Here is a 25944-nt window from a genome sequence, read left to right as displayed (position 1 = left end):
GTCGTGATTTGTTGACAGGCTCATGGGCGTACGGACTCTCGACGGAACGTCCGACTGAAACGGAGCTGATGTGGCGATGGAACGCACGGCGGTCAACCCGGTGTCGTGGTCGAAGGAGTTGGGGTTCAATCAGGGTGAGGTGGTCTCCGGGCACACCCGGACCCTGTACTGCTCCGGGCAGACCGCGACAAGTGGTGACGGCAGACCCCGGCACGACGGTGACATGGCGGCGCAGCTGGCGCTGAGCCTGGACAACCTGGAGGCCGTGCTCGGCGAGGCCGGCATGTCCCTCGCGAACCTCGTCCGGCTCAACGTCTACACCACCGACGTCGATCTCCTCTTCCCGCACTACGGCGTACTGGCGGCCCGGCTGGGCGCCGCCGGAGTGGCACCGGCCACCACGATGCTCGGCGTGACACGGCTGGCGATCCCGGGTCAGCTGGTGGAACTGGAGGGAACCGCCGTCGCCTGACCCTCCCGCCCGGCCGGCGCGGCCTGGTGGCGGGTCACCGGAACCGGTGGGCCACCGCCGCGAAGGAGCGCACCCCGGGGTGCCGGGCGCGCAGCCGCTCGGCGGCGCGGGCCACCGAGCCGAGGAAGGCGAGGGTCCGCTCGGCGTCCTTGTCGAACTGTCGCGGCTCGAACCAGACGAACAGGCCGTGCGCGGCCGCGATCGACGCGGCCTCCGTCAGCCGGTCGAGGTCGTGGCCGAGCAACAGGACCGCGTTGCAGTGCCGTTGCTTCTTGATGGCGGCCATCTCCCGACGGACGTACTCCGTCCGCCAGACGTCCCTGTCCGTATCGAAGTTGACCCCTTTGTGGGCGAGCGGTCCGGCGTGGCCGAGTGGTCCGGAGGCGCGCGCTGACGCCTCCGCATCGGCGGACGCCGCGTGGGCGGGCGCGCTGTCGGCGACCCAGACGGTGGTCAGGGCCGCGGTGGACAGGGTGGCGGCGGCACTGGCGAGTAGGGCCCGGCGGGGGATCGGTGCGGGTGTCGTACCGTCGGGCGTCGTTCCGTCAGGTGCCGTCTCGTCAGCCCTCATACCGTCAGGCGCCTCTTGGCCAGGGGCAGTTCGGTCGGGCGTCGTTCCGTCAGTCGTCATGCGCTCAGCCTGCGGGGAGCACGGTCGACGGAACGTCGGCCGAAGGGCTCGTACCCGTAGACCAAAGTCGCCTAGGGCCTGTCTGACAATTCCCGTCGTCGCCCGGAGGGCGGCCTCGCGGCGTCAGGTGCGTGCTCTCGGCGTGCCGGGCGTAGGGCCTCGTACTGGATGTACTTGGCTCTGCGCCCGGTGCGGCGAGAGTGCGTGCATGGCGTCGCGAGGCAGACGGGAATTGTCAGACAGGCCCTAGCGCGTCCGCCTTCGGTACAGCGCCTCCGCCGCGGTCACCGACACCACCGTGATCCCCGCGCACCAGACGAGCGCCTGCCACCCGCTGCCGTCCACCGGCCGGCCCAGCAGCAGCCCGCGGATCGACTCGATCACCGGCGTCAGCGGCTGGTGCTCGGCGAAGCCGCGCAGCCAGGACGGCATGGTGTCGACCGGCACGAAGCCGCTGGACGGATACGGCAGGAACGCGATGAAGAAGGTGAACCCCCCGGCGGCCTCCGGCGACCTGGCGATCAACCCCACCGCCGCCGACAGCCACGACAGCGCCACGATGTAGCAGACCAGCACCCCGATCGCCGCGAGCCACCCGGCCGCCGAAGCCTGCGGCCGGAAGCCGATGGCGGTGGCCACGCCGAGGACGACGGTGGTGGCGGCGAGGTTGCGGGCCAGCGAGGCGGCGACGTGTCCGGACAGGACCGCCGCGCCGCGGACATCCATGGCGCGGAAGCGGTCGATGATCCCGCTCTGCATGTCGTGCGCGACGCTCATGGCGGTGTTCCCGGCGCCGAAGCCCGCGCAGAGCACCAGCACGCCGGGCACGACGTACTGCACGTACTTCCCGCCGGTGTCGATCGCGCCGCCGAAGAAGTAGACGAAGACGAGCATGAGCATCACCGGCATCGCGAGCGCGGTGATCAGCGCGTCGGGAGTCCGGGCGCTGAGCCGCAGGGACCGCCCGGTCATGGTGAGGGCGTCAGACATGTGACGGCTCCTTGTCGGTGAGAGTCATGAAGACGTCGTCGAGGGTGGCGCCGTGGACGGTGAAGCGCTCGACGAGGCTCCGCTCCGGGTCCACGGTGTCGAGGAGTTCGCGGATGTGGTCCGCGCGGCCGCTCGTCGCGACGCCGAGGCTCCGCTCGGCGGGCTCGCGCCGGACGACGAGGTGGCCGAGGAGCCGCTCGACCGTGGCGTACGCCTCGGGCCCGGTGAGGGTCAGGTCGAGGCGCTCGGCGGCGACGAGCCGCTTCAGCTCGGCGGCCGTGCCCTCGGCGACGATCCGTCCGCCGTCGATGAGCGCGATCCGGTCGGCGAGCCGGTCCGCCTCCTCCAGGTACTGGGTGGTGAGGAAGACCGTCACCCCGGAGTCGGCCAGCCCGGACACCAGGTCCCACACCTCCTGCCGGCTGCGCGGATCGAGTCCGGTGGTCGGCTCGTCGAGGAAGACGACGCCGGGCTCGCCGACGAGCGAGGCGGCGAGGTCCAGGCGCCTGCGCATGCCGCCGGAGTACGTGCCCACGCGGCGGCCCGCGGCATCCATGAGCCGGAAGCGGGCCAGCAGTTCGTCGGCGCGGGCGCGGGCGGCGGCTCGGGAGAGGCGCGCGAGCCGGCCGACCAGCCGCAGGTTCTCCGCGCCGGTCAGCTGCTCGTCGAGGGCGGCGTACTGCCCGGTGAGACTGATCGCCCGGCGCACGGCCGACCGTTCGGTGCGTACGTCGCGCCCGGCGACCCGGGCCGTGCCCGTGTCCGCCGTGAGGAGGGTGGCGAGGATGCGGACGGTGGTGGTCTTTCCGGCGCCGTTGGGCCCGAGGAGGGCGAAGACGGTGCCGGGGGCGATGGTCAGGTCGATGCCGCGCAGGACCGCGACCTTCCCGTAGGACTTGGCGAGGCCTCGGGCCTCGATGGCGGGTGGCTGCATGTCCCGCTCTCCTTATGTCATGTTTTTCTCTTAGGTCTTCTGCGTATGACATACGCGCTACTGTGTAGACCATACACGACACTGCGTAGGGCGTACACGAGACTGCGTAGGCCATACACGGAACTGCGTACGGGATAAACTCCACGCCATGGAAAGCGAATCCCCCGCGCCCTTCCCGGCCAGCCTGGAGACCGTGTGGGGCCTGCGCGAGCGCCCGCACAAGGGCCCCAAGCGCGGCCTCACCCTCGACGGCATCGTGACGGCGTCTATCGTGGTCGCGGACGCCGAGGGCATCGAAGCGGTGTCGATGAGCCGGGTGGCCAAGGAGCTCGGCGCCTCGACCATGGCGCTCTACCGCTACGTGGCGACCAAGGACGAGCTGGTCATGCTCATGGTGGACGCCGCGATCGGGCCGCCCGTGCCGCTGCCGCCACACGTGCGCGGCTGGCGTGCCGGTCTGGAGCACTGGGCGGTGATGATGCGCGCGGCGCTGAGCCGGCACCTGTGGGCGGTCTCCCTGGTGGCGGCGCACGGACCCCCGGTGACGCCGAACCAGCTGGCATGGCTGGACCAGTGCCTTCAGGTGCTTTCGGAGACGCGTCTGGACCCCGGGGAGAAGATCGCGGTCTCGCTGCTGGTCAGCGGCCAGGTCCGCAGCGAACTCACCATCGTCGCCCTGCTCCGGCAGGACCCGGCGGGGGCGGAGCGGCGGATGGCGGGGTACGGGAAGTTCCTGCGCAGGGTGACGGAGGACGGGCGGCTGCCCGCGCTGCGGGCGGCGGTGGCCGACGGCGCCTTCGACGACATGGACGCGGAAACTGCGGGCGAGTCCGCCGACTTCGACGACTTCGCGTTCGGGCTGCAACGCGCGCTCGACGGGGTGGCGGCGTATCTGGAGGAGTAGGGCGGGGCCTCGGTTCGGCTGGGTCGTGGGACCGTCCGGTGAAGATGGCCGGGGCGAGGTTCGGCGCGCCTTGCTCGGCCGGGGCCGGTGAGTAGCCTGACCGGATGACATCTTCCGACGCCGCAGACACCCCGGTCAGTGGTGTGCACGTGCGCGAGAGCGTCGCGCACTGCGTCACGACCCTCTCCGCTGTCCCTCCGGTCGACTGGTCCGCCCGCGCCGACGGCCTGGAGTGGACCCGCTGGGAGACCCTGGAGCACTTGGCGGACGACTTGCTCACCTACGCGCTGCGCTTCGGGCTCGCGCGGCCGATGGAGGTGCCGCGGGTGCCCCTGCGCATCTCCTGCGACCGAACCGGCGGGCCGGGCAACGTCATCTTCGGTGACCGGTCCGCGGGGCCGGAAGGGCTGCTGACCGTGGTCCAGGCGTGCGGCGGGCTGCTCGCCACCGCCGTGGACAACGCCGCTCCCACGACGCTGGCCCCGCACGTGTTCGGCGCCTCCGATCCGGAGGGTTTCGCGGCCATGGGTGTGGTGGAGACCCTCGTTCACACGTATGACATCGTCCAAGGACTTCCGTACGACGGTGCGCCCCCGGAGGAGTTGAGCCGACGGGCCCTCGCGCGGCTCTTCCCCGACGTGACCGTGACGGGCACCGCCGCGTCCACGTTGCTCTGGGCCACGGGACGCATCGAGATGCCCGACCGGCGCCGCCGGACGACCTGGCGCTGGTACGGGGAGCCGTCCACGGCCCGGTGACCGTTCCGTTCCCCCCTTCCCGCGCTCGCTCTCACTCGGGGTGACTCAAGCGGCCGAGGGGCGCAGGCGCACGGGCAGGGTCTGGTGACCGTTGCTGATCAGGGAGGGCAGCGGCTTCAACTCCTCGACAGGTACGGCGAGTTCGATGCCGGGGAACCGCTCGAAGAGCATCCGGAGGGCGGTGGCCACCTCGAGGCGGGCGAGAGGGGCGCCGAGGCAGAAGTGGATGCCGTGTCCGAAGGCAAGGTGATCCTTCGGCGCGCGGGTGAGGTCGAAGGCGTCCGCGGTCTCGCCGTGCCAGTCGGGGTGCCGGTTGGCGGCGGCGTAGGAGGCGAGGATCGCTTCGCCCTTGGCGATGATCTGCCCGCCGGGCAGGCTGATGTCGCTGAGGGCGAACCGCAGGGGCAGGTGCTTGACGGCCGGTTCGTGGCGCAGGGTCTCCTCGACGGCGTCGCCCCAGCCGGCGCGGCCGGCCCGGATGTGGTCCAACTGGTCGGGGTGGGTGAGCAGCTGGGTGACGGCCTGGTCGATGACGTTGACGGTCGTCTCGTACCCGGCGCTGATCATGAGCAGCAAGGTGTCGCGGAGTTCGGCGTCGGAGAGGCGGCTGCCGTCGCCCTCCTCATCGCGCGCGGTGATGAGCAGGGACGTCATGTCCTCGCCGGGCTCCGCGCGTTTGGTGGCGATGAGCTGGTCGAGCGCCTCGTAGAGCCGGCCGGTGTTGGCCGTGGACTGCTCGGCGGTGAGCGTGGTGTCGAAGACACCGTCGACGAGAGCGCGGAAGGCGCTCCGCCGCTCGGCGGGGACGCCCATGAGGTGGCCGATGACGGAGATCGGCAGCGGGTACGCGAGGTGCTCGCGCAGGTCGACGGGTTCGTGCGGTTCGCCTGACCGGGGCGACAGCAAGGTGTCGAGGTCGTCGAGGAGGCCGGTGACCATCGTCTCGACGACCTGTTCCAACGCGGCGATGCGGCGGGCGCTGAACGCGGGTGCGACGAGGCGGCGCAGTCGGCGGTGGTCGGCTCCGTAGGCGGTGAACATGTTCTGGACCGCGACCCACAGGGCGAGCGGCCAGCTCTGGACGACCTCCTCGAACCGGGGCCAGTGGGCGCGGGCGTCCTTGGAGACGTTTTCGCTGGTCAGCAACTTCTTCAGGAGCGCGGGGTCGGTGACGGACCAGGCGGTCACACCGAGGATGTCCACGCGGACGGCGGGTCCATGAGCGCGTAAGCGCCGGTGTTCGTCGTGCAGACCGACGCCGGTGGGGTCGAGGACGACGGGAGCGGTGGGCTGGAGCGTCACGGCGAAAGGTCCTTTCGGACGGGCAGGGCGGTGGCGGACGGGTGTGGCGGTGGTGGTGGGGCGGGCGGACGCGGGCAGCCGCACCCCGGGGCGGGTGGGCGTTCCGCCCCGGGCTTCCCCGAGGGCCGGAGCCGGCCGGGTTCAGACGGTGCGCCGCCCTTCGGGGGCGTTGCCGCACGGTGAACTCTTCCGTGGTTCAGCCGCTTCGCGCGACGGCGGAAACCGGCCAATCTGCGGTGACAGGCGAGGCCCGCGTCATTCGATCGTGGGGATTGAAAGGCCATTCCGGTGCGCCTTCGGCCGCCGGGCGGACAGTCTGAACCGCACGCAATGACTGATTTCGGAGGCGCCATGTTCATGCTCCGTCGTCGACTGCCCGTCCTGTCCGCCCTCGCCGTGGCGGCGGGCGCCCTCAGCTCCGCCTCCTCCGCGTCGGCGGCCGCCGAGCCCCCGGTCGTGGTCAACGCCGGGACCGCGAGCCTGCCCGGCCAGGTCTCACAGGCCACCTGCCCCGAGGGCACGCAGCTCGTCGGCGGCGGTTACCGGGTGTTTCCGGTGAAGAACGGCCTCGGCGAGGTGGCCGACTTCATCGCGACCAATGCTCCTTCGGCAACGGTCCCGAACACCTGGGAGGTCCGTGCGCTCTTCGGCCGCGCCGGGGCCTACGCCATGTGTGCGACGTCAGCGGCGCAGGCACCGGCCGTGGTGGTCTCCGCATGGGCCCAGAAGGACATGACGGCGAAGGCCACCTGCCCGGCAGGGACGCAACTGACCGGCGGCGGTTACGACTCCCGGCCGGCCGTCAACGGCATGAACGACAACAAGGACGAGATCGTCATCAACGCCCCGGCCGCCCAGACCCCCAACACATGGATGGCGCGCATGGACAAGGGCGAGGCACGTGCGATCGCCATGTGTGCCGAGGGAGACCTCACATGAAACTGCGCAAGCCTGTCGCGGCACTGCTCGCGACCTCGACACTCGCCGCCGCGGCCCTGCTGGGCCTCGCCACCCCGGCGGCCGCCGCCGACTGCCCGGCCGGGAACTTCTGCCTGTTCTCCGGACCCGACTTCACCGGCAGCCAGTTCAACCTGTACCGATGCGACACATACTCCCTCCAGGGCTGGGAGGGCCACGGCTCCTGGGTCAACAACCAGACCCCGGGCACGCGAGCCCAGTTCCTGGACCAGAACCACAACGTCATCCACACCACGCCCGGCGCCTACTCCGCGAGCACCCACCACGACTGGACGCCTGTCTGGTATGTCCGCAACTGCTGACAGCCGACCGGCGTTCGTCGGCGCCGCGCCCGCCCGCGACCCCGCGCCCGTCCGGCCGGGGGACGGAAGGCCGGACCGGCGCGTTACTCGTCCTCGTCCGCGACTTCCAGCGTTCCTCGGGCCAGGGCGATGAACGCGACGTAGGCCGCCCGGAAGTCCCGGTAGGCGGCGTCGTACGCATCCCGCCGCTCAGGGCTGTCGTCACCGATGAGTGCCTTGAGCAACGGCTGCACGCGCCGCGCCATGTTCCGTACGTGATCCGCCGCGTCGGAGACGTGTTCGGGGCCGTCGAGCCGGACTTCGTGCATGGCTCTGTTCATGTCCCCGATGGCCGGGCCGAGGCGCTCGTACATCTGCGTCAGGAGCCGGTCCTTGGCCGCACGGTCACGCGCGGCGTCGACGTCGTCGATCTCCCAGGTGGCCGCGCTGAACGCGTGCGCACAGCCCATCATCTCCCGGTACGCGGACCGACGCCGGTCGCGCTGCTCGCGAAGTGCCTCTGCGCGCGCGGCCGTTCGGGCCTGGGCGTGCGCCGCGCGCAAGGTCGCCCGTGCGGTGACGCAGCTGGCTCCGAGTGCGGTCAGCGCGGTGAGGACGCCGATCCACAGTCCACTGTCCGCCATGCCCCGAGTCTGTCAGCCGAACGAACGCCGCGTACGGAAGAGGCGAGGCCCTGGCCGAAGGTGTGCGTGATGACGTCCATCAGTCCACCGGACCGGGGAGGGAATTGGAGTAGACCAATGATAGAAATGTCCTGCGGCGGGATGCGAGGCGGTGCCCCGCCGTACGGCCCCCCGCCTGCGGTGATGCCGCTCCGCCCCTGCCGCGGTCGCGTCAGGGGAGAGGGCAGGGGTCTGGCGGTGGCGAAACGGGCATGGTATAGACATATGAAACAACCACATGCCCTCTCGGTCCGACCCGGCCGACAGGCGGCTCACCGCCGGAAGGTCTGTCCTGGTGCATGCCCTTGATCACCCTCCCCCTGCCGTGAGAGCGCGCCGCGCCCTGAGCGCCTCCCGGCTGCTGCACCCCGGCGCGGCGCTGCGGCTGCGGCGCGCGGGCATAGCGCGCGTGCTCGTCACCGGTGGCCTGGCCCGCGTGGCCCTGCGCGGCGAGATCACCGGCCGCGAAGCCGACGAACTCGCCGCACAGCTGCGCCGGCTGGTGCAGAACGGCTGCCGTCACCTCGTCGTCGACCTGTCCGAGGTCACGTATCTCGCACGGGAGAGCGCGGGTGTCTTCTTCGGCGCCCTGCGGGCCCTCAAGGACGTCGAGGGCTCCATGGCGCTCCAAGGAGCCTGTCCTCGATCCGCTGCCACGCTGCGCTGCCTGGGCCTGGGGCGGCTCACCGACGTCTGAGGGCCCGCGCGGCGGCGTTCAGCGCGGCCACACGTATCCCGCGCGTCCGCCGTCCCAGGTGTGTCCGCGGGCGGCTACCTCCGCCCGCACCCGCAGCGGGCCCGCCGGCCCGCCGCCAGTACGGCTCCCACGGCCAGCGTCGCCACGGCCAGCCGCCGCACCGCCGTGCGCCTGCGCCCGTGCCACCCGCCGGACACCGCCGCCGCCTCGGGCAGCGGCCGCAGTACGTTGCCCGAGGTAGGTGCGGCGGGCTCTGTGCGCGAGAGGTGGGAGCGGTCCATCTGGCGGGCCAGCAGCCGCTCCACGAGACCGGGCGCCACCTTCGACTGGATGCCGAGCAAGCGGCCCGCCGGACCCACATACGTCTCCCGCCGCGGCCTGCGGGTCAGCCGGAGCACCGTACGCGCCGCCCGCTCGGCCGTGTAGACCGGCGCCATGGGCAGCACCTTGCGGCCCGAGTAGTTGGCGGCGCTCCGGAAGAACGGCGTGTCCATGGTCGAGGGCAGCACCGTGCACACGTGGACGCCGTGCTGCCCCGCCAGCCGCAGCTCCTGACGGAGGCTGCCGCTCAGCGCGCGAACCGCCGCCTTCGAGATGACGTAGGGGATGTTGTACGGCACGACGGCCGCCCCGACCACCGAGGACACGTTGATCAGAGTGCCGTCGCCCTGCTCGCGCAGCACGCCGAGCGCGGCGCGCGCGCCATGCGCGTACCCCATGACGTCGACGTCCAGCACCCGCCGGAAGACCGCCGGGGGGATCTCGTCGAGCGATCCGAAGGCGGCCACCGAAGCGTTGTTCACCCACACGTCGATCCGCCCGAACGCCGTGACCGCCCGGCGCGCCAGGTGCTCGACCGCTTCGGCGTCCGTCACGTCCGTGGGCACGACGAGTGCCCGGGCGCCGCGGTGCTTGCGGCACGCGGCGGCGACCTCCTCCAGCTCCGCGGCCCGCCGCGCCGCGAGCACCACCGACCACCCCCGGGACGCGAACCGCCGCGCGCAGGCCCGCCCGACGCCGCTCGACGCCCCGGTGATGACCACGACCTTGCCCTGTTCCGCCACGAGCCCGGCTCCTTCCTCGCCGCCGTTCCAGGCCACCGGCTCCACCGGTTCCACCGGCCCCTCGGCAGTCGATCGTGGTTTCGTACGCGGCGCATCCGGACGCGGCATCCGGACCAGGCCCGTTGGTGCTCCGGACGGACTGCGTACGCTCGACCCCGTGCCCCGTCATCCGAAGAAGCCCCGCCGCCTGGTCGCCGGCGGTCACGTGTACCTGTGGACGCTCCGTCACACCCACCGCCGCGTGCCGGACAGCGGCCGGTCCGCGGGCTGCCGTCAGACCCTCACACTGCACCCGCAGCCGCCCGGCACCGGCGGCCCGCTGCGCATCGTCTTCGACGAGGGCCCGGGGCGATACGTCCCCGGCGGCTTCCCCCTGGGTTCCGGGGACGCGGGATACGTGGACGGCGGCTCGCTGAACCTCCATGAACCGGGCGCCGTCCGGGCCCTGCTCGACGCGGCGTCGGCCCACGGGTGGCGGCCGGGGGAGCGGCAGGCGGTGGAGGTCGACGGCTGGCCCCTGCTGGAGGCGGCGGTGGCCGCGCGATCCGGGGAGGGCGGCTCGGAGGGCACGTAGGGTGTGATCATCGGGCTGGAGCGGAACGGGCCGGGCCGGGGAGGGCCGGGCGGAACTGGACCGGACGGCCCGTGTTGGCCAGGACGGGACCGAGCGGGGCCGGTGGGACTGAACTGGAGCTACCGGGCCGGGCGCGATCGGATCGACCGGATCGGACCCTTTGGCCGCTCCGGCCGGCCCGGAGCGGCCTGGACCGGAACGGCTTGGACTGCCCCGGACCGGCTCGGACCGGGCAAGACCCGCCTGGAGCGTGGACTGCCCTGGGGCCTGGACCGACCCGGGTCCCCGCCAGCCCCGTCCCGTCCCTCTCCGTCCCGCCCGTCCCGTCCCTTTCCGTCCCGTTGCTCTCCGCCCCGCCCCCGCCCCGTCGGCCCCCGGCCCAGCGCCACCCCGGCAGACGGCGACCCCCCGCCCCGCTCCCACCCGTTCGTCTCACATGACGCTCGCGTCACGTGAGACGATCCTTGCTTGTCGAAAGGCCGTTCCATGACCTCCTCCCTCACCCCCGCCGTCCGCCGCGTGGACGCCCGGCACCGTTACGAGATCCTCGTCGGCGGCGCGTCGGCCGGGTTCACCGCTTACCGCGACCGCGGGGACCGCCGCGTCTTCCACCACACCGAGATCGGCGACGACTTCGCCGGCCAGGGCCTCGCCTCGGTCCTGGTGCGGGAGGCGCTGAGCGACGTACGCGCGTCGGGCAGGCGCATCGTGCCGGTCTGCCCCTACGTGGCGAAGTTCCTGACGAAGCACGCCGAGTTCGACGACATCACCGACCCGGTGACCCCGGAGGTGCTCACCTGGCTGGAGGGCGAGCTGTCGCACTCCAGCCGGCGGGCGCACTGACCGGCGCCGCCTGAGGGCGCGGGAGAGCGTGTGGAAGCCGATGACATGCCGGGCGGCCCGGTGGCCGGGGCCGAACGCGGGGCCGAGGTCCTCGCGGGGCGGGACGAGCAGCTCACCGCCATCGACGCGGCCTTGGCCGGCATCGCCGCCACCGGGACGTCCGTCCTCCTGCGCGGCGACCCCGGCATGGGCAAGACCGCGCTCCTGAAGGCCGCCGAGACCAAGGCGCGCGACGCCGGTCTGCGCGTCCTGCGGATGACCGGCGCCGAGGCCGAGTCCGGGCTGCCCTTCGCCGCCCTGCACCAGGTGCTGTGGCCGCTGCTCGACGACACCCGGGCCCTCTCGGCGGAACAACGCGACGCCCTGGAGAGCGCCTTGGGCGTACGCGAGGACATGCCGCCCGAAGGGTTCACCGTGGCGGGGGCCGCGCTCACCCTGCTCGCGCACGCCGCCGGGCGGCGCCCCGTCGTCGTACTCCTGGACGACCTGCAGTGGGCCGACCCCTCCAGCGCCGCCGTCTTCGGGTACCTGCGGCGGCACCTCGCGCCGCTCCCCGTCGTCATCGTCGGCGCAACCCGGCCCACGGCCCGCCCGGACGACGAGCCCCACGCCCCGGAGGAGAGCGGGGACGCCGAGGGCCTGCCGGGCCGGGTCATCGACCTGGAGCCGCTGGACGAGAGGCAGGCGAGACGCCTGCTGCGCACACGCCACCCCTGGCTCCCTGACACCGCCCACCACCGGGTGCTGCGCGCGGCCGGCGGCAACCCCCTCGCCCTGCACGAACTCCCGGTGCAGATAAGGAGAGCGGCCCCCGACCACCCCGCCCTCCTCGCGGCCCCCGCCGCGGCCGACGGCACCGAACCCTTCGACGAACTCCCGCTCGGCACCCGCCTGGGCAGCCTGTACGAGGACAGCCTGCGCGCCCTGCCGGACAGCACCCGCCACGTGCTGCTGGTGGCGGCCCTCGGCGGCTCCTTCGCCCAACGCGTCAGCGTCTTGCGGGACATGGCGCGCCACGCGGTGACCACGCCCTGGACGGAGATCCGCCGCCGGATCGAGGCGTCCGGCCTCGCACGTTTCGACGGAGCAGATGGGACGGGTGGGACGGGTGGGGCGGGCGGGGTAGAGGGGACACAGGGCCTCATTGTGTTCCACCACCCTCTGGTGCGGGCCTGCCTCGTGCACATCGCCTCACCGGCGGAACGCCGCGCGGCCCACCGTCTGCTCGCCCGCGCCCTGCCCGCGGCGAGCCCGCAGCGGATCACGCACCTCGCGGCCGCCACCGTCGGCACCGACGCCGAGCTGGCGGAACTCCTCCACGCGCGGGCCGACGGCATGGCCGCGCAGGGCGGGGACGCCGAGGCCGCCGGCATGATGGCGCGCGCGGCCGGCCTCAGCCCCGACCCGGCGACCCGGACGGTGCGCCTCGTCGCCGCCTCCGGCATGGCCGCCCGCGGCGGACGGCTCCGCCTGGCCGTGGAACTCCTCGCCGGGGCGGAAGCCGAGGCCCGCCCGGAGCAGCCCGAACCCGCGGCCCCCTATGCCTTCGCCCTCGCCTACACCCGGCTCCAGCTCCACGGAGACCCGGCGCCCTCCCTCGAACTGCTGCCCGGCGCCCTCGATCTCCTCGCGTCACCGGAGGGCCGCGACCACCGCGCCTGCCTGCTCGAACCGATGCTCTTCCTGCTCCTCGTCGTCGCCGTGCACACAGGGGACGAGCGGGCCTGGGACGCCGTCGACCGGCATGCCGGGGACGCCACGGAGCCGGTGGCCCTGTGCCGCCGCGCCTGGGCCGGCCCGCCGCCGGGAGAAGGCGCAGCCGGGGCCCGTGCGGGAGCCGCCCCGACGGGGGACCCCGACGACGTGCCGCGGCGGCTGCGCGAGGCCGTCGCCGCGCTGCCGGCCGACCGCGAGACCCCCGCCGCCTGGCTGCTGCTGTGGACGGCCGCCGCGCTCGACGCCGTCGGCGAACACGACGCGCTGGCGAGTCCTTTCGTACGGCACCACGCCTACGTCACCCAGGCCTTCATCGAGAGTCTCCGCGCCCACGACGACTTCCTGCACGGCCGCTGGGACACCGCGCTGGCCACGGCCCGCGACGGCGCCAGGACGTCCGCCGCCCACGGCTACGCGTTCAACGAGATGCTCTTCCTGCGGAACGCCGGACAGGTCCTCGCCGCCCGCGGTGACGACGACGCCCTCGCCGCGCTGGAACCCCTGCTCGGCCAGGCCGCGCGGGAGCGGAACACGCTCCGGGCCGCCGAGCGGCTCCACGGCCTCAGGACGCTGTGCGCGCTCGCGCACGGCCGGGCCGACGAGGCGTGGGACCACGCGCGCTCCCTCACCGCGCCCGGCGAGATCCCGCCGCCCGGCCCGTGGTTCCACCTCTCCCTCGTCGACTGGGTCCAGGCCGCGGTCGACAGCGGGCACCGGCCGGACGCCCTGCGACACCTGCGGGCGGTCAGGGCCGCCGGTGCCGCCCGCGCGTCGGCACACCATGCCTTCCTCCTGACCGTCGCCGAGGCCCTCGCGGGCGAGGCCGAAGCGGACCAGCTGTTCGAGACGGTGTACGCCTTCCCCGGCGCGGAGCGGTGGCCCTTCCCCCTCGCCCGGGCCCGCCTGGCCCACGGCGCGCGGCTGCGGCGCCGCGGCCTGCACGGGCCCGCCGCCGCCCGGTGCCGCGCCGCGCTCGACACGTTCACCCGCCTCGACGCCACAGCCTGGGCCGCACAGGCGGCCCGCGCACTCGACGCCGTGGCACCCGGGGTCGAGGCCGAGGCCGAGGCAGAACCTTCGGATGACGCACCCCCGCGCCACCCGCTGCTCTCCGCACAGGAGTCACGTATCGCCGAACTCGCCGCACAGGGCCTGACCAACCGCCAGATCGGCGAGCGGCTCGGCCTGTCACCGCGCACGATCGGCGCACACCTCTACAAGGTCTTCCCGAAGCTGGGCATCACCACCCGCGCCGGCATCGCCCGCGCCCTGGAGGACCTGGTCGGCGGCACCCCAGGAACCCCCGCCTCAGTCGTCCGGCAGCGCCCTGGCCAGCGCCGCCCGTGAGGAGATGCCCAGCTTGGGGAAGATGCGGTAGAGGTGCGCGCCCACCGTGCGCGGGGAGACGTGCAGCGCGGCACCGACCTCCTTGTTCGTCAACCCGGTCGCCACGAGGCGGGCGATGCGCAGTTCCCGCGGTGTGAGCGCCTCGGGTTCCCCGCTGCCCGGCGGCAGGCCCAACGGGCCCTGCAACGCCCGCAGTTCGGCGTCGCACTGCTCCACCCAGGGGGCTGCGTCCAGCGCGCGGAACGTGCGGCGGGCGGCCCGCAGCACCTCCCTCGCCTCGACGCCCCGTCCCCGGCCGCCGAGCCAGGAGCCGTGCGCCAGCCGCAGCCGTGCCACGTCGAACACCCACTGGCAGGACCTCGGCACCGCGTACGCCGCCGCGTAGGCCGCTTCGGCCTCACCGTCGTCGGCCGCCACCGCCGTCGCCGCGGCGAGAAGGAAGGCGTGGTGCGCGGAGACGGTGTCCATCCGCGCCGCCCTGCCCGCGGCCACGTGCGCCCGCGCCGACGCCCGCCGGCCGGTGCGGGCGCACGCCACGACGAGGTCGAAGAACGGCAGATGGAACCAGGCCAGCCCGCGCGGCAGTTCGCCCGGGGCCAGCAGGCCGCACAGCCGCACGTACGCCTCCTCGTACCGGCCGTGGGCCATGAGGGCGAGCGCTTCGAGCCGGTCCAGATGGTCCGTCACGAACCGCATCCGCGCCTTGGCCGCGGCGGGCTCGATCCGCTCCCGCACCGCACGCAGCCCGCCCAGGTCGCCGCGGCCCGCCAGGAAGTGGGCGAAGTAGTGGCGGAACAGCAGGGCGTTGCAGTGATAGCCCGCCTCCTCCGCCAGGTCCGCCGCGGCCGGACAGTCCTCGGCGGCCTCCCAGTCGCCCCGCAGGAAGGCCTGATGGCAGCGCGCCTTGGCGACGGAACCCTGCGTGGCGTACGCGTGTTCGCCGCCGAAGAGCCGCCACAGACCGGCGTCCGCCGCGTCCACCGCGGCCGCCGCCCACAGCACCAGCCAGGCCGCGCCCGCCTCCCGGCCGGCCGTCATGCGTGCCGTCAGCGCGCGCAGCTCCGCCTCGGCCCCGTGCGCCGTACGCGGTGGGTCCGCCCAGGCGCGGTGACAGAGGCGGGCGGCGGGGGACACGTGCGCCGTGTACCGCTCCAGGGCCTCCCAGCCGCGGGGGTCGCCCGTGTACGACGCGGCCAGCAGCAGTTTGAAGAACATCTGCTCGACGAGGTCACCGCTCTCCGGGGCGCCGGGCGCGGTCAGCGCGGCCAGGGCGTCGGGCAGCAGCGCCATCGACGACGCGAAGTCGACGTGGTGGCTCTGGTCGACGTACACGACCGCGTAGGCGAACAGCGGGGCGACGTCGTCGGGCACGTGCCCCTCACGCAACTCCCGCACCAGCTTCGCCGCGTATGCGAGCCGTCCGCCCCGCGCCGACATCACGGCCGCCCAGGTCAGCCGCCGCGCGCGGGCGTCGGGGGCGGTTCCCAGGGCCGCCGCCTTCTCGAGGAGCAGAGCCCCCTCCGCGTCGCCGCCGCGCAGCGCGATGCGGGCCCCCGCCTCCTGAAGCCGTGCGGCGAGGGCCTCGTCGGACCCCTCGGCGGCCGACGCCTCGTGCAGCAGGCGGCGCGGGTCGTCCGTGCGCAGCCGCCCCGCCAGCGTCCGGTGCGCCTCCCGCAGTTCGGCCTGCCCGGCGGAGGCGATCACCGCGCTGCGCACCAGCGGATGGCGGAAGACCAGCCGTCCCGTGCCGTCCAGCCGGGCCAGGCCGCTCGCTTCGATCCGGGCCAGGAGCCGTTCCGTACACCCCTGTCCGGGTTCGCGGAACGTGCCGCCCCCCGCGGCCTCGACACCGTCCAGAGCCGTCAGCAGCAACAGCCTCCTCGCGTCCGCGGGCAGGGAGCGCAGCCGCCGGGCGAAGAGCGTCTCCAGGCGCCGGCCCAGCGGCAGCCGGTCGGGCAGGGGCAGGACGCCCCGGCGATGTCCGTACGCCAACTGGCCGGGCAGCTCGGCCAGGGCCAGCGGGTTGCCCGCGGCCTCGGCCATCACGCGCTCCGTGGTCGAGGCCGCGAGGCCCGGGTGCCAGTGCCCAAGGAGCGCGCGGGAGTCCGCGTCGGAGAGCACCCCGACGTCGACCGCCGTCGCGGGCAGGCCTTCCGGCACCGAGCCGTCGGCCCGGCTCGCGGCCACCATGACCACCGGCAGTTCGGCGATCCGCTGGTGCAGGAAGACGAAGACGGCGACGCTGGAGGAGTCCACCCAGTGCAGGTCGTCCACGAGGATCAGCACCGGACCGCGGCGCGCCGCCTCCGCGAGGAGGGCCAGTGCTGCCGCGCCGACCATGAAGCCACTCGGGGGCAGCCCCTCCCGCAGGCCGAGCACCCGTTCCAGCGCGGCCAGTTGCGGGCCGGGCAACGCGCGCGCGTTCTCCCACAGGGGCCGCAGCACCTGGTGCAGCGCCCCGAAGGCGATGCCCACCTCCGGTTCGTGGCCCGCGGCCCGCAGGACGGTGAAGCCGTCGCCGTCGGCGCGTACGGCCGTCCAGTCCAGCAGCGCGCTCTTCCCGATGCCAGGGTCGCCCCGCAGCACCGTCGCCGAGCCACCCCTCCCGGTGCGCGCGCCTTCCAACGCCCGTGCCAGCAGCGCGCGTTCGCGTCGCCGGCCGACGAGCGGCGTACCGTCGCCCGCGTCCGTCATGGCCACCACCCCCTGTCGACGAGCCGCCCTCCGCGCGGCCCTCGGGTCACGGTGCCACGGCCGTCTTGCCTGTGCGTGCACGGCTTGTGCCTCTCTCCGCAGAACGTACCTGTACCCCTCCTCACCTGGGACGGAAGGCCCCAGGCTGGGGTCCATGGGCACGGCGCCCGACGGTCTCCCCACAGCGGGACCACCCCGGCGACGCACGCGCGCCGCGCCGCGCCGAAACGAGCAGAGACGAACCAAGGCCGACGGCGACACCCCGCACGCCACGAGAGCCAAGAGAGCCGAGAGAGGGGCCCGATGAACCCGACGCCCGCACCCGCCGATATCCCGGAGAGACAGGCCCTCGCCGATACCACGGAGAGACAGACCGCCGCGGAGACCCGCGCCGCCGACGGCCGGGGCGACGTGGAGGGCTCCGACCACCCCACCCGACCGACCCACGACCACACGCTCGGCTTCCTCCGGGTGAGCACGTTCCGGGGCGCGGCGCCTGCCGACGTCCACGCCTCCGCCGAGGCCGCCGGCGGCCCGCATCTGCTGCTGGGCGTCCACAGCCGGGGCGAGGCGACGCTCGTCCGCCCGGGGAGTCACGGCTGGGCCTGCCAGCCCGGCGAGATCTTCGTCCGCGACGGAGCGGAGCCCGTCCACGTACGTGAGTCGGCGGAGTACGAGCTGCACCTGATCCGGATCTCACGGCGTGCCCTCACCCTGACCGACGACCAGGTCCGCGACCTGGCCCGCAGGGCACCGTTCGCCGAAGGCCCGGTGGCCTCCCTGCTCGCCACGCTGCTGCGGCAGTTGGTCACCGCCCTGCCCGAGGAGGCGCCCCGGACGGCACTCCGGCTGGCGGGCGCCGTCGCCGAACTGGTCGACCTGCTGGCCGTCGAGGAAGCCGACCCCGGGCCACAGGGCCGCGACGTACTGGTACGCCGCCTGCGCGCGTACGTCGACGCACACCTCTGGGACCGGAACCTGACGCCCGCGGCCGTCGCCGAGGCCCAGCACATCTCGATCCGCTATCTCCACAAGCTCTTCGAGGGCCACGGCAGCACGGTCGGCCGGTGGATTCAGCACCGCCGTCTGGAGGAGGCACGGCGTGAACTGGCCCGGCCGGGGCGCGAGGACCTCACGGTGTCCGCGGTCGCCAGACGCTGGGGCTTCGCCAGCGCCACGCATTTCAGCCGCAGCTTCCGCGCGGCGTACGGCATGTCGCCCAGCGACTGGCGAGACGGCCGGACCAACGCGGGGGCGGGGCGGGGCTGACCGTAGTGGCGGCCGCGCCGGGGCTTGACGGCAGGAGTCAGGGCAGGCCGCCCGGGCCTTCGCCCCGACCCGCAAAGCCGGCCCTCACCACCGGATGTGAGACTCGACGGCATGCTCATACAGTTCCTCACCGCGGCCGGCGTGCTCGCCGTCCTGACCATCGTGCCCGGGCCCGACATGGCCGTCGTCACGAGGCGGGCCGTCTCCGCCGGATGGCGCGACGGGCTGCGGACGGTCGGCGGCATCACCGGAGGGCTGCTGGTCTGGGGTGTGCTCACGGTCATGGGCCTCGCCGCGGTGCTGGCCGCTTCCACCGTCGCGTACACCGCGGTCAAGCTGGCGGGCGCCGCCTACCTGGTCTTCCTCGGCGTCCAGGCCCTGGCCCGCGGCCGACGCGTCCGGCCGCCGGCCCGCGGCCGGGGCGTCCAGGCGCAGACCGCGGGCACACCCCCGGCCGCACCTCCCGGCAGCCCCTGGCGGACCGGCCTGGTCAGCAACGTCTTCAACCCCAAGATCGCCGTCTTCTACACGGGTCTGCTGCCGACGCTGGCCCCCTCCGCGCTGTCTCCCCACACCGGTATGGCGCTCCTGGTGCTCCTGCACGCGGTGCTGACCGCCGTCTGGCTCGGTGGCTACGTGCTGCTCCTGGCCAAGGCCCGCGCCTTCTTCCAACGCCCGTCGGTACGCCGGGCCATGGACCGGATCACGGGTGTCGTCCTGATCGGATTCGGCGTCAAGGTCGCCACCACGCGGCCCTGATCGTCAACGCGGCCCGCAGGAGAGGCGCGCGACGCTCAGGAGGAGGTGCCGGCCCCGAGGACCAACCGGCGCCACTGCTGCGGCGGATGGCCGTGGACGGCCTTGAAGGCGCGGCTGAAGTGCGCCGGGCTGCGAAAACCCCAGCGGGCCGCCACGACGGCGAGGGACGGGCTGACCCGTCCGCGCCGCGACAGTTCGCGCGCGCACTGTTCGACCCGGCGGCGCTGGATCAGCCGGCTCACGGTGATGTCCTCGCCCTCGAAGAGGCGGTGCAGATAGCGTACGGAGATGAAGTGCGCCGCGGCGATGTGCTCGGCCGACAGTTCGGGGTCGCCGAGGTGCCGCTCGATGTACTGACGGATCGCCAGGACCAGCTGCCGGGGACCGCTCTGCGCGGGCGGCCCGGCCTCTTCGGACAGCTCGCCGAGCAGATCGGCCACGGCGTCGATGACGACACCTCCGAGCCGCTCCGCGACACCTGCGGGCAGCCGGGCAGCGGACTCGTCCAAGTACCGGAGCAGAGGCGTCAGGAGGGCGTCGACGGAGGGCGGCGGAGTCAGGACGCGTCCGGTGGCGCGCCTGAGATCCGCCGTCGGCACGTGCAGCGCGTGGACGGGCAGCCGGAAGAGGAGGAACCGGGCGGGGCCCTCCCACTCCACGGAGAACGCCCGGCCCGGGTCGAGCAGCGCGAGGTGCCCGCTCTCCACGCGGGCGCTGCGGCCGTCCTGCCCGACCAGCACGGCACCGGTCCCGGGGACCAGCAGGGCGACCGACTCCGGGGCGTCCTCGCCGGCCGGGCCCGGGCCGCGCGTGAGGCCGGGCGGTCCTGCGGCGGCGCAGGTGATCATGTCCACGTACCCGAAGTGGTGCAGTGTCACGGCGCCACGCACCGGGGCCTCCTGCGCCGCCTGCTCCTCGACGGGCGTCAGCCACAGCGACAGCGCCGCCGCCACCTCGGTGCAGGCGCCCGCGCCCGGCGAGACCGCTGTCCCGGTTCCAGTGCTCACGTGGGGTCCCTTCAGCCGTCCCGGATCTGTGCTCGGTGCGAGGCGGGGACAGGACGGTGCGCCCCCTTCCCGAGTGTTCCGGGGCCGCCGGGGGAGGCGGTAGGTCATATGACTGCACTTCGCCGAAGGCTCCGCGTGAGGTCGCACTCCCCGGTGCGCGCGTCCCGCGAAGTGTGCACGCAGCGGCACGGACAGGGGCGGTCCCCCCGCCCCCCTGCGGGCGGTGACCGCCTAGGGTGGGTGCCGCGTGCCGCCCGAGCCGCGTCCGGCACCGAGCGCCCGTTCGCCCGGCCGTGGGCGTGCGGCGGCGCGTTCGATCGGCCCCGTGTCCCGTCCCCGCGCAGGAGAACCCGTGGAAGAAGACCCCCCGGTCGTACGGGACACGCCTGCCCTTGAGCGCCGGGCACGGGACTTCCTGCGGCAGCACGCCTGGCCCGGCACCCCGGCCGCCGGCACGGCGGACGCCTCCGATACCGCCGACGCCTCCGATACCGCCGCCGCCTCCAGGGCGCGCATGGCCGCCCTCTGGGACGGCGAGGGCCGCGACGACCCGGACGTCGAGGAGGAATGGCTGGCCCTGCCCACCGGCGACGGCCACCGCATCCGGGTACGGATTCTGCGCCCCGCGGGCAGCGACGACCCCCTGCCGGTCGTGCTGTATCTGCACGGCCTCGGCTGGATGCTGACCGACGCGTACGCCCACCGGCGCCTGGTGGCGGACCTCGTGCTCGGCGCGGACGCCGCCGTGGTCGTCCCCGAGTACGACGGCCCGCGGGACGCCCGGCACCCCGGCGCCGTGGAGCGGGCGCACACCGTCGCCCGGTGGATCGCCCGGCACGGCGTCGAGTGGCGGCTGGACGGCGCCCGGATGGCGGTGGTCGGCGCCAGCGCGGGCGCCCAGCACGCGGCCTCCCTCGCGCTGCTCGCGCGCGAACGCGGCGGCCCGCGCCTGCGCCACCAAGTGCTGGTCTGCCCGGTGACCGACGCCGCCATGGACACGCCCTCCTACCGGCAGTTCGCCGAGGGCTACTTCCTGAGCCGCGCCACCATGCGGGGCTACTGGCAGCAGTACGCGCCGGACCCGGCGACCCGCACCCAGGCCACGGTCTCGCCGCTGCGCGCACCCGCCCACAGCCTCCGGTGGCTGCCCCCGGCCCTGGTCCTCACGGCCGAGGCCGACGTCGTGCGGGACGAGGGCGAGGCGTACGCGGCACGGCTGCGGGAGGCGGACGTCCCCGTCGTATCGGTCCGCTACCAGGGGACGATCCACGCGTTCCTGCTGTTCGACCTGCTCCGCGGCACGGACGCCTCCCGGGCGGCCCGCATCCAGGTGACGGACACCTTGTACGCCGCCCTGCACGCCGCCTGAGCCGAGCGCGCCCGCCGCCCGGGCCCGCCCGCCGGGTCACTCCTGCCGCGTGCGCCGCCACTCGTTCGGCGTCCGGCCGTACTCCGCCCGGAAGCGGCGGCTGAAGTGACTCGGGCTGCTGAAACCGCAGCGGGCGGCGACGGCGGCGACGGTGAGCCGGTCATAGCGCGCGGCGGCCAGCATCTGCCGGGCCTTGGCGAGACGTTCGGTGATGAGCCACTGCTCCAGGCTGATGCCCGCCTCGCTGAGCAGGAGATAGAGCCTGCGCACCGAGATGGCGTGCGCCGCCGCGATCCGCTCGGGCGTCAGCTCGCGGTCCGCGAGGTGGTGGCGTACGTACGTCTTGACGCGGGTCAGCAGGGTCTCGTCCATGACCGACCTGACCTCGGGCGTCTCCTCGGCGTGGGCCGCCGACAGGAGCAGCGCGCGCACGAGTTCGGTGGTGGCGGCGGCGAGCGCCGGCGCGCCGGGGTCGCCCTCCAGCCGTCCCGGATCGCGCCACACCGCGCGCAGGTGGTTCAGGACCAGGTCGTGCATCGGGCTGGCGCGCAGGCGTGCGGAGGCCTTCACCACCACGTCCGGCGGGACACCGAGGCGGTTCATGTCGAGCATCATGGCCTGAGAGGCTCCGTCCCCGGACCAGCCGTAGACGCGGGAGGACAGTTCGTGGAAGACGCAGATGTCGTCCGGGCCCAGGAGCCGCCGCACGCCCCCGACTTCGGCGCGGTGCGTCCCCTCGGTCTGGAGCGACACGGAGACCACGGGGTGGCTCCTGTGGTGGCGTACATGCCGCTCCGTGCGCCGCACCTCGAACCCGGAGTTGCGGGTGGCGAAGAGGTCGAGGCCGCCCACCCGCCACGCCTCCATGCGTGCGTGGATGCCGGTCGCGGGCTCCTCGTGGACGACGTCGTTGGGCACCGAGGAGTCGGTCAGCGCGTGGTGGAACGCCTCCGGACGCTCACGCGGCCGGACCGCGTTCAGGTCGAGCAGCAGCACAGAATCCCCCACATCACTGGTACGGGGGGCATTCTGCCTCATCACCGCACGGCCCGGCAGGACGGCCGCCCCTTGGCACCTGGCCCTGTCCGTGCGGCTCACTCCGGCTCCGGCAGGGCCAGGCACAGGGCCGTCAGCGCGCCGTCGAAGGCGTGGTCGGGCGGGGTTCCGTACCCGATGACGAGGCCGTCGCGGGGCGGCATGGCGCTGGCGGGATGGCGGTAGGCGGCGAGGCCTTCGAGAGCGAGGCCCTGACGGGACGCAGCGCGCACCGCGGCCTGTTCGGTGCCGGGCGGCAGGTCGAGGACGGCGTGCAGCCCGGCGGCGATCCCGCCGACCCCGATGTGGGGCGCCCGCGTCCCGAGCGTGGCGACGAGCCGGTCGCGTCGGCGCCGGTACTTCAGCCGCATGCGGCGCAGGTGCCGGTCGTAGGCGCCACAGGCGATGAAGTCGGCGAGGGTGAGCTGTTCCAGGGAGCCCGTCCACAGTTCGCGGGCGCCCTTGACCGAAAGGACGTCGTCCACGAGCCGGTCGGGCACCGCCATCCAACCGATGCGCAGCGCCGGCGACAGGCTCTTGCTGGTCGACCCGATGTACACGACGCGGTCGGGATCGAGGCCCTGCACGGCACCGACCGGCTGCCGGTCGTAACGGAACTCCCCGTCGTAGTCGTCCTCGATCACCAGCCCGCCGCCCGCCCGGGCCCAGTCGATCACCGCGGCCCTGCGTTCGGGGTGCAGCGGCCCCCCGGTCGGGAACTGGTGGGCGGGCGTGAGCAGCACCGCTTCCGCGCCCGTCGCGGGCAGTTCGTCGATCACGGCGCCCCGCGCGTCCACGGACAGCGGGACGGTGCGCCGTCCGGCCCCGGTCAGGAGCGAGCGGTGGAAGCCCAGGCCGTACGACTCGACGGCCACCGCATCGTCCAGCACCTGCCCGAGCATGCTCAGCGCGTGCGCGAAGCCGGTACAGACGATGATCCGGTGAGGTGCGGTGCGTACGCCCCTGGCCCTGGCCAGGTACTCCGTGAGCGCGGTGCGCAGTTCGACGCGGCCCCGTGGATCGCCCACCCCGAACGCGTCGTTGGGCGCCGCGTGCAGCGCGCGCCGCGCCGAGGTCTGCCAGGCCGGGCGGGGGAACGTGGCGGCGTCCGGCGAGGTCGGCATCAGGTCGTACACGGGGCGGCGGAGCGGCGGCGCCGAGCGGCGCGTGTGGTCCGGCGGCAGCGGTGTGCTGCGCCGCGCGACGCGCGTGCCCGACCCCTGACGGGCCACGAGCCAGCCCTCCGCGACAAGTTCGCCGTACGCCTCGCCGACGGTGTTGAGGGCGAGGCCGAGATCCCTGGCCAGACTCCGGTACGGCGGCAGGCGGGTGCCTGGGGCCAGCCGCCCGGAGCCGATGGCCTCGCGCAGGGCCCGCATGATCTGCTCGCGCAGAGTGCCCTTACCGTCCAGCTCCAGGTGGAAGTCGGACCCGGACCCGGACCCGGACTCGAACCCGGAGCCCGACTCCCCCGGCTCCGGTGAGTGGTCGGTAACAGAATTGCCCCATTGATCTGACATGAGAATGCACCATACCGGGGGGCTAATCCGCTCCTACGGTTCTTGGCATGACAACAGTTCAGATCCCCCAGCGCATGGACTTCGCCGCCGTCGCCCCCAAGGTCTTCAAGGCCGTCCTCGCCCTGGACGCCGCCGCCCGCCAGGGCCTCGACCCGGTGCTGCTCGAACTCGTCCAGATCCGCGCGTCCCAGATCAACCGGTGCGCGTACTGCATCGATTACCACACCGGAGACGCCCGCAGAGGGGGCGAGAGCGAGGACCGTGTCTACCAACTCGACGCCTGGCAGGAGTCCACCCTCTACACCGCCAAGGAGCGGGCCGCCCTCGCCCTGGCCGAGGCGGTCACCCGGCTGCCCGACGGAGTTCCGGACGCCGTGTACGACGAGGCCGCCCGGCACTTCGAGGAACAGGAGCTGGCCCAGCTCATCGCGCTCGTCTTCACGGTCAACACCTGGAACCGGATGAACGTCACCACCCGCAAGACCCCCGGCACCCAGTAGCCCGGCTCAGGGCGCGGCCGGGCCCCGGCCGAGGTCGCGGAGCACCGACATCAGCTGTCGGTGCGTCCCGGCGTCCGCGGCGGCCACGAGCCCCCGGCCGTCCGGGCCGATCGGAGCGCCGTCGAGGTGCCCTCGCACCCGGCGGCCCGGCACACGGCGATCCCCGCGGCGAAGTGGACGCCCCCGCACAGGTTCGTGCCGTCGGTGACGTACGAGGCACGCTTGCCGACCGCCACCCAGGCCAGTGCCAGCGACGTCGAGACGACCCGGGGCGGGAGTCCGCGACGAACCGCGGGTGGGCGAGCAGGTCCACCGCGCGGAAACCGGGCGCGTTGGGAAACGGCGGGTCCAGGTTGGCGTCCGCCAGCCGCGTGGCGGACGACGGCGACAGCCGCGCCTCACCGCCCTCCCGCCGAGTCCGGGCGCTCTCGCCGTCGGTGTAGAACACCTCGCCGCCGAAGGGGTCGACCACGGCCGCCGCCCCTTCGCTCAGCGCGGCGTTGACCGCCACCAGCGCGCTCCCGACCGCGTAGTTGAGCGTGCCGCACAGCGGGTCCACCAGCCACTGGCGCGCCGCGCCGCGGGCACCGTGGCGCCCGCTGTCGATCCGGGTGAGACGTCGTCCGTACAGGTCGCGTACGACGTCCCCGCCCGCCGGGGCCGCGGCCATGGCCACCTCGGTGTCGTCGAGGCCCACGTATGAGTCGATCACGGGGCGCAGGCCGGCGGGGCCGGGCCGCGGTGCTGTCGGACCGTCGGAGGGTGAGACGCGGGTCACATCCGGGCGTGTCACATTCCCCGTCGTCCGCTCCGTCAGAGGGGTGTGGCCGTCGACAACGGCGACGGCCACATCGACGACGACATGACGACGGCAGAGGAGTCCACCATGGACGCACGCCTGAACATCTTCGCCAGCCCCCTCGCGGGCCAGGCCCTGAAGCACTTCACCTCGGCGGGGAAGGCGCTCGCGGACTCGGCGCTGCCCGCCGCGACACAGGAGCTGGTGAAGATCCGCGCCAGCCAGATCAACGGCTGCGGCTTCTGCCTCGACATGCACACCAAGGAGGCGGCCGCCGCGGGGGAGACCGCGCTGCGTCTCGCCATGGTCGCGGCCTGGCGCGAGGCCACGGTCTTCACCGACGCCGAGCGCGCGGCCCTCGAACTGACCGAGCAGGGCACCCGCATCGCCGACGCGGCCGGTGGCGTCACGGACGAGGCGTGGGCGAACGCCGCCAAGTACTACGACGAGGAGCAGCTCGTCGCCCTCGTCTCCCTGATCGCCCTCATCAACGCCTACAACCGGCTGAACGTCATGGTCCAGCAGCCCGCAGGCGACTACCGGGTCGGCCAGTTCGGTTAAGCCGGTCCCGCCGACGAAAGCCCCAGCCCCGGTCTCCAGTCCCAGTCCCAGTCCCAGTCCCCAGGCCCCGGGCGCCGCTGCCGGGGGCCTGGGGCTTTTCGCGTAAGGGCCAGGGGGTCGTGCGCGTACGGCCCGGCACCTCTTCGCGGACGGATCAGGAATCAAGAAGCATGGCCCACGCGCCCCCGCTAGCGTGAGCGCCGGCGAGCCGAACGACGCCGACGTAGGCCGCGCAGGCGGCCCTGCCCCACCGATGG

Annotated in this window: 24 protein-coding genes and 1 pseudogene; 14 read left to right on the top strand and 11 right to left on the bottom strand. The window is 73.8% G+C overall.

What is annotated here, in order from left to right:
* Positions 1-76 precede the first annotated feature (76 nt).
* Positions 77-472, top strand: coding sequence for a RidA family protein (locus tag J2N69_RS03400; protein WP_230899385.1), 396 nt, complete (start codon positions 77-79; stop codon positions 470-472).
* Positions 473-506: 34 nt separating this feature from the next.
* Here J2N69_RS03400 and J2N69_RS03395 read toward each other — a convergent pair whose 3' ends face one another.
* The 3 genes from J2N69_RS03395 to J2N69_RS03385 all read right to left on the bottom strand — a co-directional run bounded on the left by J2N69_RS03395 (position 507) and on the right by J2N69_RS03385 (position 3027).
* Complete coding sequence (locus J2N69_RS03395) at positions 507-1043, bottom strand: hypothetical protein (protein WP_230899384.1); 537 nt, start codon at positions 1041-1043, stop codon at positions 507-509.
* Between the two features lie 306 nt (positions 1044-1349).
* The gene (locus J2N69_RS03390; RefSeq protein ID WP_230899383.1) at positions 1350-2093 is read right to left on the bottom strand and encodes an ABC transporter permease; all 744 of its coding nucleotides are present in this window, start codon (positions 2091-2093) and stop codon (positions 1350-1352) included.
* Positions 2086-3027 (bottom strand): ABC transporter ATP-binding protein, encoded by a 942-nt coding sequence (locus J2N69_RS03385; protein WP_230899382.1) that lies wholly within the window; start codon positions 3025-3027, stop codon positions 2086-2088. Before J2N69_RS03385 ends, J2N69_RS03390 begins: the two co-directional genes overlap by 8 nt.
* 148 nt (positions 3028-3175) lie before the next feature.
* On the opposite strand from J2N69_RS03385, the gene J2N69_RS03380 reads away from it, so the two are divergent.
* Positions 3176-3931: a TetR/AcrR family transcriptional regulator gene (locus J2N69_RS03380; RefSeq protein WP_230899381.1), complete on the top strand. Its 756-nt coding sequence runs from the start codon at positions 3176-3178 to the stop codon at positions 3929-3931.
* A gap of 104 nt (positions 3932-4035) precedes the next feature.
* Positions 4036-4689, top strand: a complete 654-nt coding sequence (locus tag J2N69_RS03375; protein ID WP_230899380.1) for a maleylpyruvate isomerase N-terminal domain-containing protein — start codon at positions 4036-4038, stop codon at positions 4687-4689.
* 45 nt (positions 4690-4734) lie between these two features.
* Here the strand turns inward: J2N69_RS03375 and J2N69_RS03370 are convergent, their stop codons facing one another.
* Positions 4735-5991 (bottom strand): cytochrome P450 family protein, encoded by a 1257-nt coding sequence (locus J2N69_RS03370; protein WP_230899379.1) that lies wholly within the window; start codon positions 5989-5991, stop codon positions 4735-4737.
* 330 nt (positions 5992-6321) lie between these two features.
* Between J2N69_RS03370 and J2N69_RS03365 the strand changes: the two genes are divergently transcribed.
* Together J2N69_RS03365 and J2N69_RS03360 are read left to right on the top strand one after the other, a co-directional pair.
* The gene (locus J2N69_RS03365; protein ID WP_230899378.1) at positions 6322-6930 is read left to right on the top strand and encodes a hypothetical protein; all 609 of its coding nucleotides are present in this window, start codon (positions 6322-6324) and stop codon (positions 6928-6930) included.
* A complete protein-coding gene (locus J2N69_RS03360; protein WP_230899377.1) occupies positions 6927-7271 on the top strand; it encodes a peptidase inhibitor family I36 protein in 345 nt (114 codons plus the stop codon). Before J2N69_RS03365 ends, J2N69_RS03360 begins: the two co-directional genes overlap by 4 nt.
* A gap of 83 nt (positions 7272-7354) precedes the next feature.
* Here the strand turns inward: J2N69_RS03360 and J2N69_RS03355 are convergent, their stop codons facing one another.
* Complete coding sequence (locus tag J2N69_RS03355) at positions 7355-7894, bottom strand: hypothetical protein (RefSeq protein ID WP_230899376.1); 540 nt, start codon at positions 7892-7894, stop codon at positions 7355-7357.
* A 364-nt stretch (positions 7895-8258) separates the two neighbouring features.
* Between J2N69_RS03355 and J2N69_RS03350 the strand changes: the two genes are divergently transcribed.
* Positions 8259-8630 (top strand): STAS domain-containing protein, encoded by a 372-nt coding sequence (locus J2N69_RS03350; protein ID WP_230899375.1) that lies wholly within the window; start codon positions 8259-8261, stop codon positions 8628-8630.
* Between the two features lie 74 nt (positions 8631-8704).
* Here the strand turns inward: J2N69_RS03350 and J2N69_RS03345 are convergent, their stop codons facing one another.
* Positions 8705-9748 (bottom strand): SDR family oxidoreductase, encoded by a 1044-nt coding sequence (locus J2N69_RS03345; RefSeq protein WP_230899374.1) that lies wholly within the window; start codon positions 9746-9748, stop codon positions 8705-8707.
* 103 nt (positions 9749-9851) lie between these two features.
* Here J2N69_RS03345 and J2N69_RS03340 point away from each other — a divergent pair, with 103 nt between their 5' ends.
* The 3 genes from J2N69_RS03340 to J2N69_RS03330 all read left to right on the top strand — a co-directional run bounded on the left by J2N69_RS03340 (position 9852) and on the right by J2N69_RS03330 (position 14174).
* Complete coding sequence (locus J2N69_RS03340) at positions 9852-10268, top strand: hypothetical protein (RefSeq protein ID WP_230899373.1); 417 nt, start codon at positions 9852-9854, stop codon at positions 10266-10268.
* Between the two features lie 486 nt (positions 10269-10754).
* Complete coding sequence (locus J2N69_RS03335; protein WP_230899372.1) at positions 10755-11111, top strand: GNAT family N-acetyltransferase; 357 nt, start codon at positions 10755-10757, stop codon at positions 11109-11111.
* Between the two features lie 30 nt (positions 11112-11141).
* Positions 11142-14174 carry a helix-turn-helix transcriptional regulator gene (locus J2N69_RS03330; RefSeq protein WP_230899371.1) on the top strand — a complete coding sequence of 1011 codons (3033 nt, stop codon included), beginning with the start codon at positions 11142-11144 and terminating at the stop codon, positions 14172-14174.
* Here J2N69_RS03330 and J2N69_RS03325 read toward each other — a convergent pair.
* Positions 14136-16868 (bottom strand): AAA family ATPase, encoded by a 2733-nt coding sequence (locus J2N69_RS03325; RefSeq protein ID WP_230899370.1) that lies wholly within the window; start codon positions 16866-16868, stop codon positions 14136-14138. The two genes, J2N69_RS03330 and J2N69_RS03325, sit on opposite strands and share 39 nt — an antisense overlap.
* Before the next feature lie 303 nt (positions 16869-17171).
* Between J2N69_RS03325 and J2N69_RS03320 the strand changes: the two genes are divergently transcribed.
* Positions 17172-18137, top strand: coding sequence for an AraC family transcriptional regulator (locus tag J2N69_RS03320; protein WP_230899369.1), 966 nt, complete (start codon positions 17172-17174; stop codon positions 18135-18137).
* A 111-nt stretch (positions 18138-18248) separates the two neighbouring features.
* Positions 18249-18896, top strand: a complete 648-nt coding sequence (locus J2N69_RS03315; protein WP_230899368.1) for a LysE family translocator — start codon at positions 18249-18251, stop codon at positions 18894-18896.
* A gap of 35 nt (positions 18897-18931) precedes the next feature.
* Here the strand turns inward: J2N69_RS03315 and J2N69_RS03310 are convergent, their stop codons facing one another.
* Positions 18932-19903: a helix-turn-helix domain-containing protein gene (locus J2N69_RS03310; protein ID WP_230899367.1), complete on the bottom strand. Its 972-nt coding sequence runs from the start codon at positions 19901-19903 to the stop codon at positions 18932-18934.
* Positions 19904-20255: 352 nt separating this feature from the next.
* Here J2N69_RS03310 and J2N69_RS03305 point away from each other — a divergent pair, with 352 nt between their 5' ends.
* A complete protein-coding gene (locus tag J2N69_RS03305; RefSeq protein WP_230899366.1) occupies positions 20256-21272 on the top strand; it encodes an alpha/beta hydrolase in 1017 nt (338 codons plus the stop codon).
* A 36-nt stretch (positions 21273-21308) separates the two neighbouring features.
* Here J2N69_RS03305 and J2N69_RS03300 read toward each other — a convergent pair whose 3' ends face one another.
* Together J2N69_RS03300 and pdxR are read right to left on the bottom strand one after the other, a co-directional pair.
* Positions 21309-22268 carry an AraC-like ligand-binding domain-containing protein gene (locus J2N69_RS03300; RefSeq protein ID WP_230899365.1) on the bottom strand — a complete coding sequence of 320 codons (960 nt, stop codon included), beginning with the start codon at positions 22266-22268 and terminating at the stop codon, positions 21309-21311.
* 98 nt (positions 22269-22366) lie between these two features.
* Positions 22367-23827, bottom strand: coding sequence for a MocR-like pyridoxine biosynthesis transcription factor PdxR (gene pdxR, locus J2N69_RS03295; protein ID WP_230899364.1), 1461 nt, complete (start codon positions 23825-23827; stop codon positions 22367-22369).
* Positions 23828-23874: 47 nt separating this feature from the next.
* Between pdxR and J2N69_RS03290 the strand changes: the two genes are divergently transcribed.
* A complete protein-coding gene (locus J2N69_RS03290) occupies positions 23875-24327 on the top strand; it encodes a carboxymuconolactone decarboxylase family protein (RefSeq protein WP_230899363.1) in 453 nt (150 codons plus the stop codon).
* A 6-nt stretch (positions 24328-24333) separates the two neighbouring features.
* Here J2N69_RS03290 and J2N69_RS03285 read toward each other — a convergent pair.
* Positions 24334-25039: pseudogene (locus tag J2N69_RS03285) on the bottom strand (inositol monophosphatase family protein).
* 174 nt (positions 25040-25213) lie between these two features.
* On the opposite strand from J2N69_RS03285, the gene J2N69_RS03280 reads away from it, so the two are divergent.
* Complete coding sequence (locus J2N69_RS03280; RefSeq protein WP_230904557.1) at positions 25214-25687, top strand: carboxymuconolactone decarboxylase family protein; 474 nt, start codon at positions 25214-25216, stop codon at positions 25685-25687.
* The last annotated feature ends 257 nt before the right edge of the window (positions 25688-25944 follow it).

The organism is Streptomyces huasconensis, from assembly GCF_021028635.1.
Classification (GTDB): domain Bacteria; phylum Actinomycetota; class Actinomycetes; order Streptomycetales; family Streptomycetaceae; genus Streptomyces; species Streptomyces huasconensis.
The sequence above is the reverse complement of the archived record's forward strand: the minus strand, read 5'-3'. Positions and strand labels throughout refer to the sequence as shown.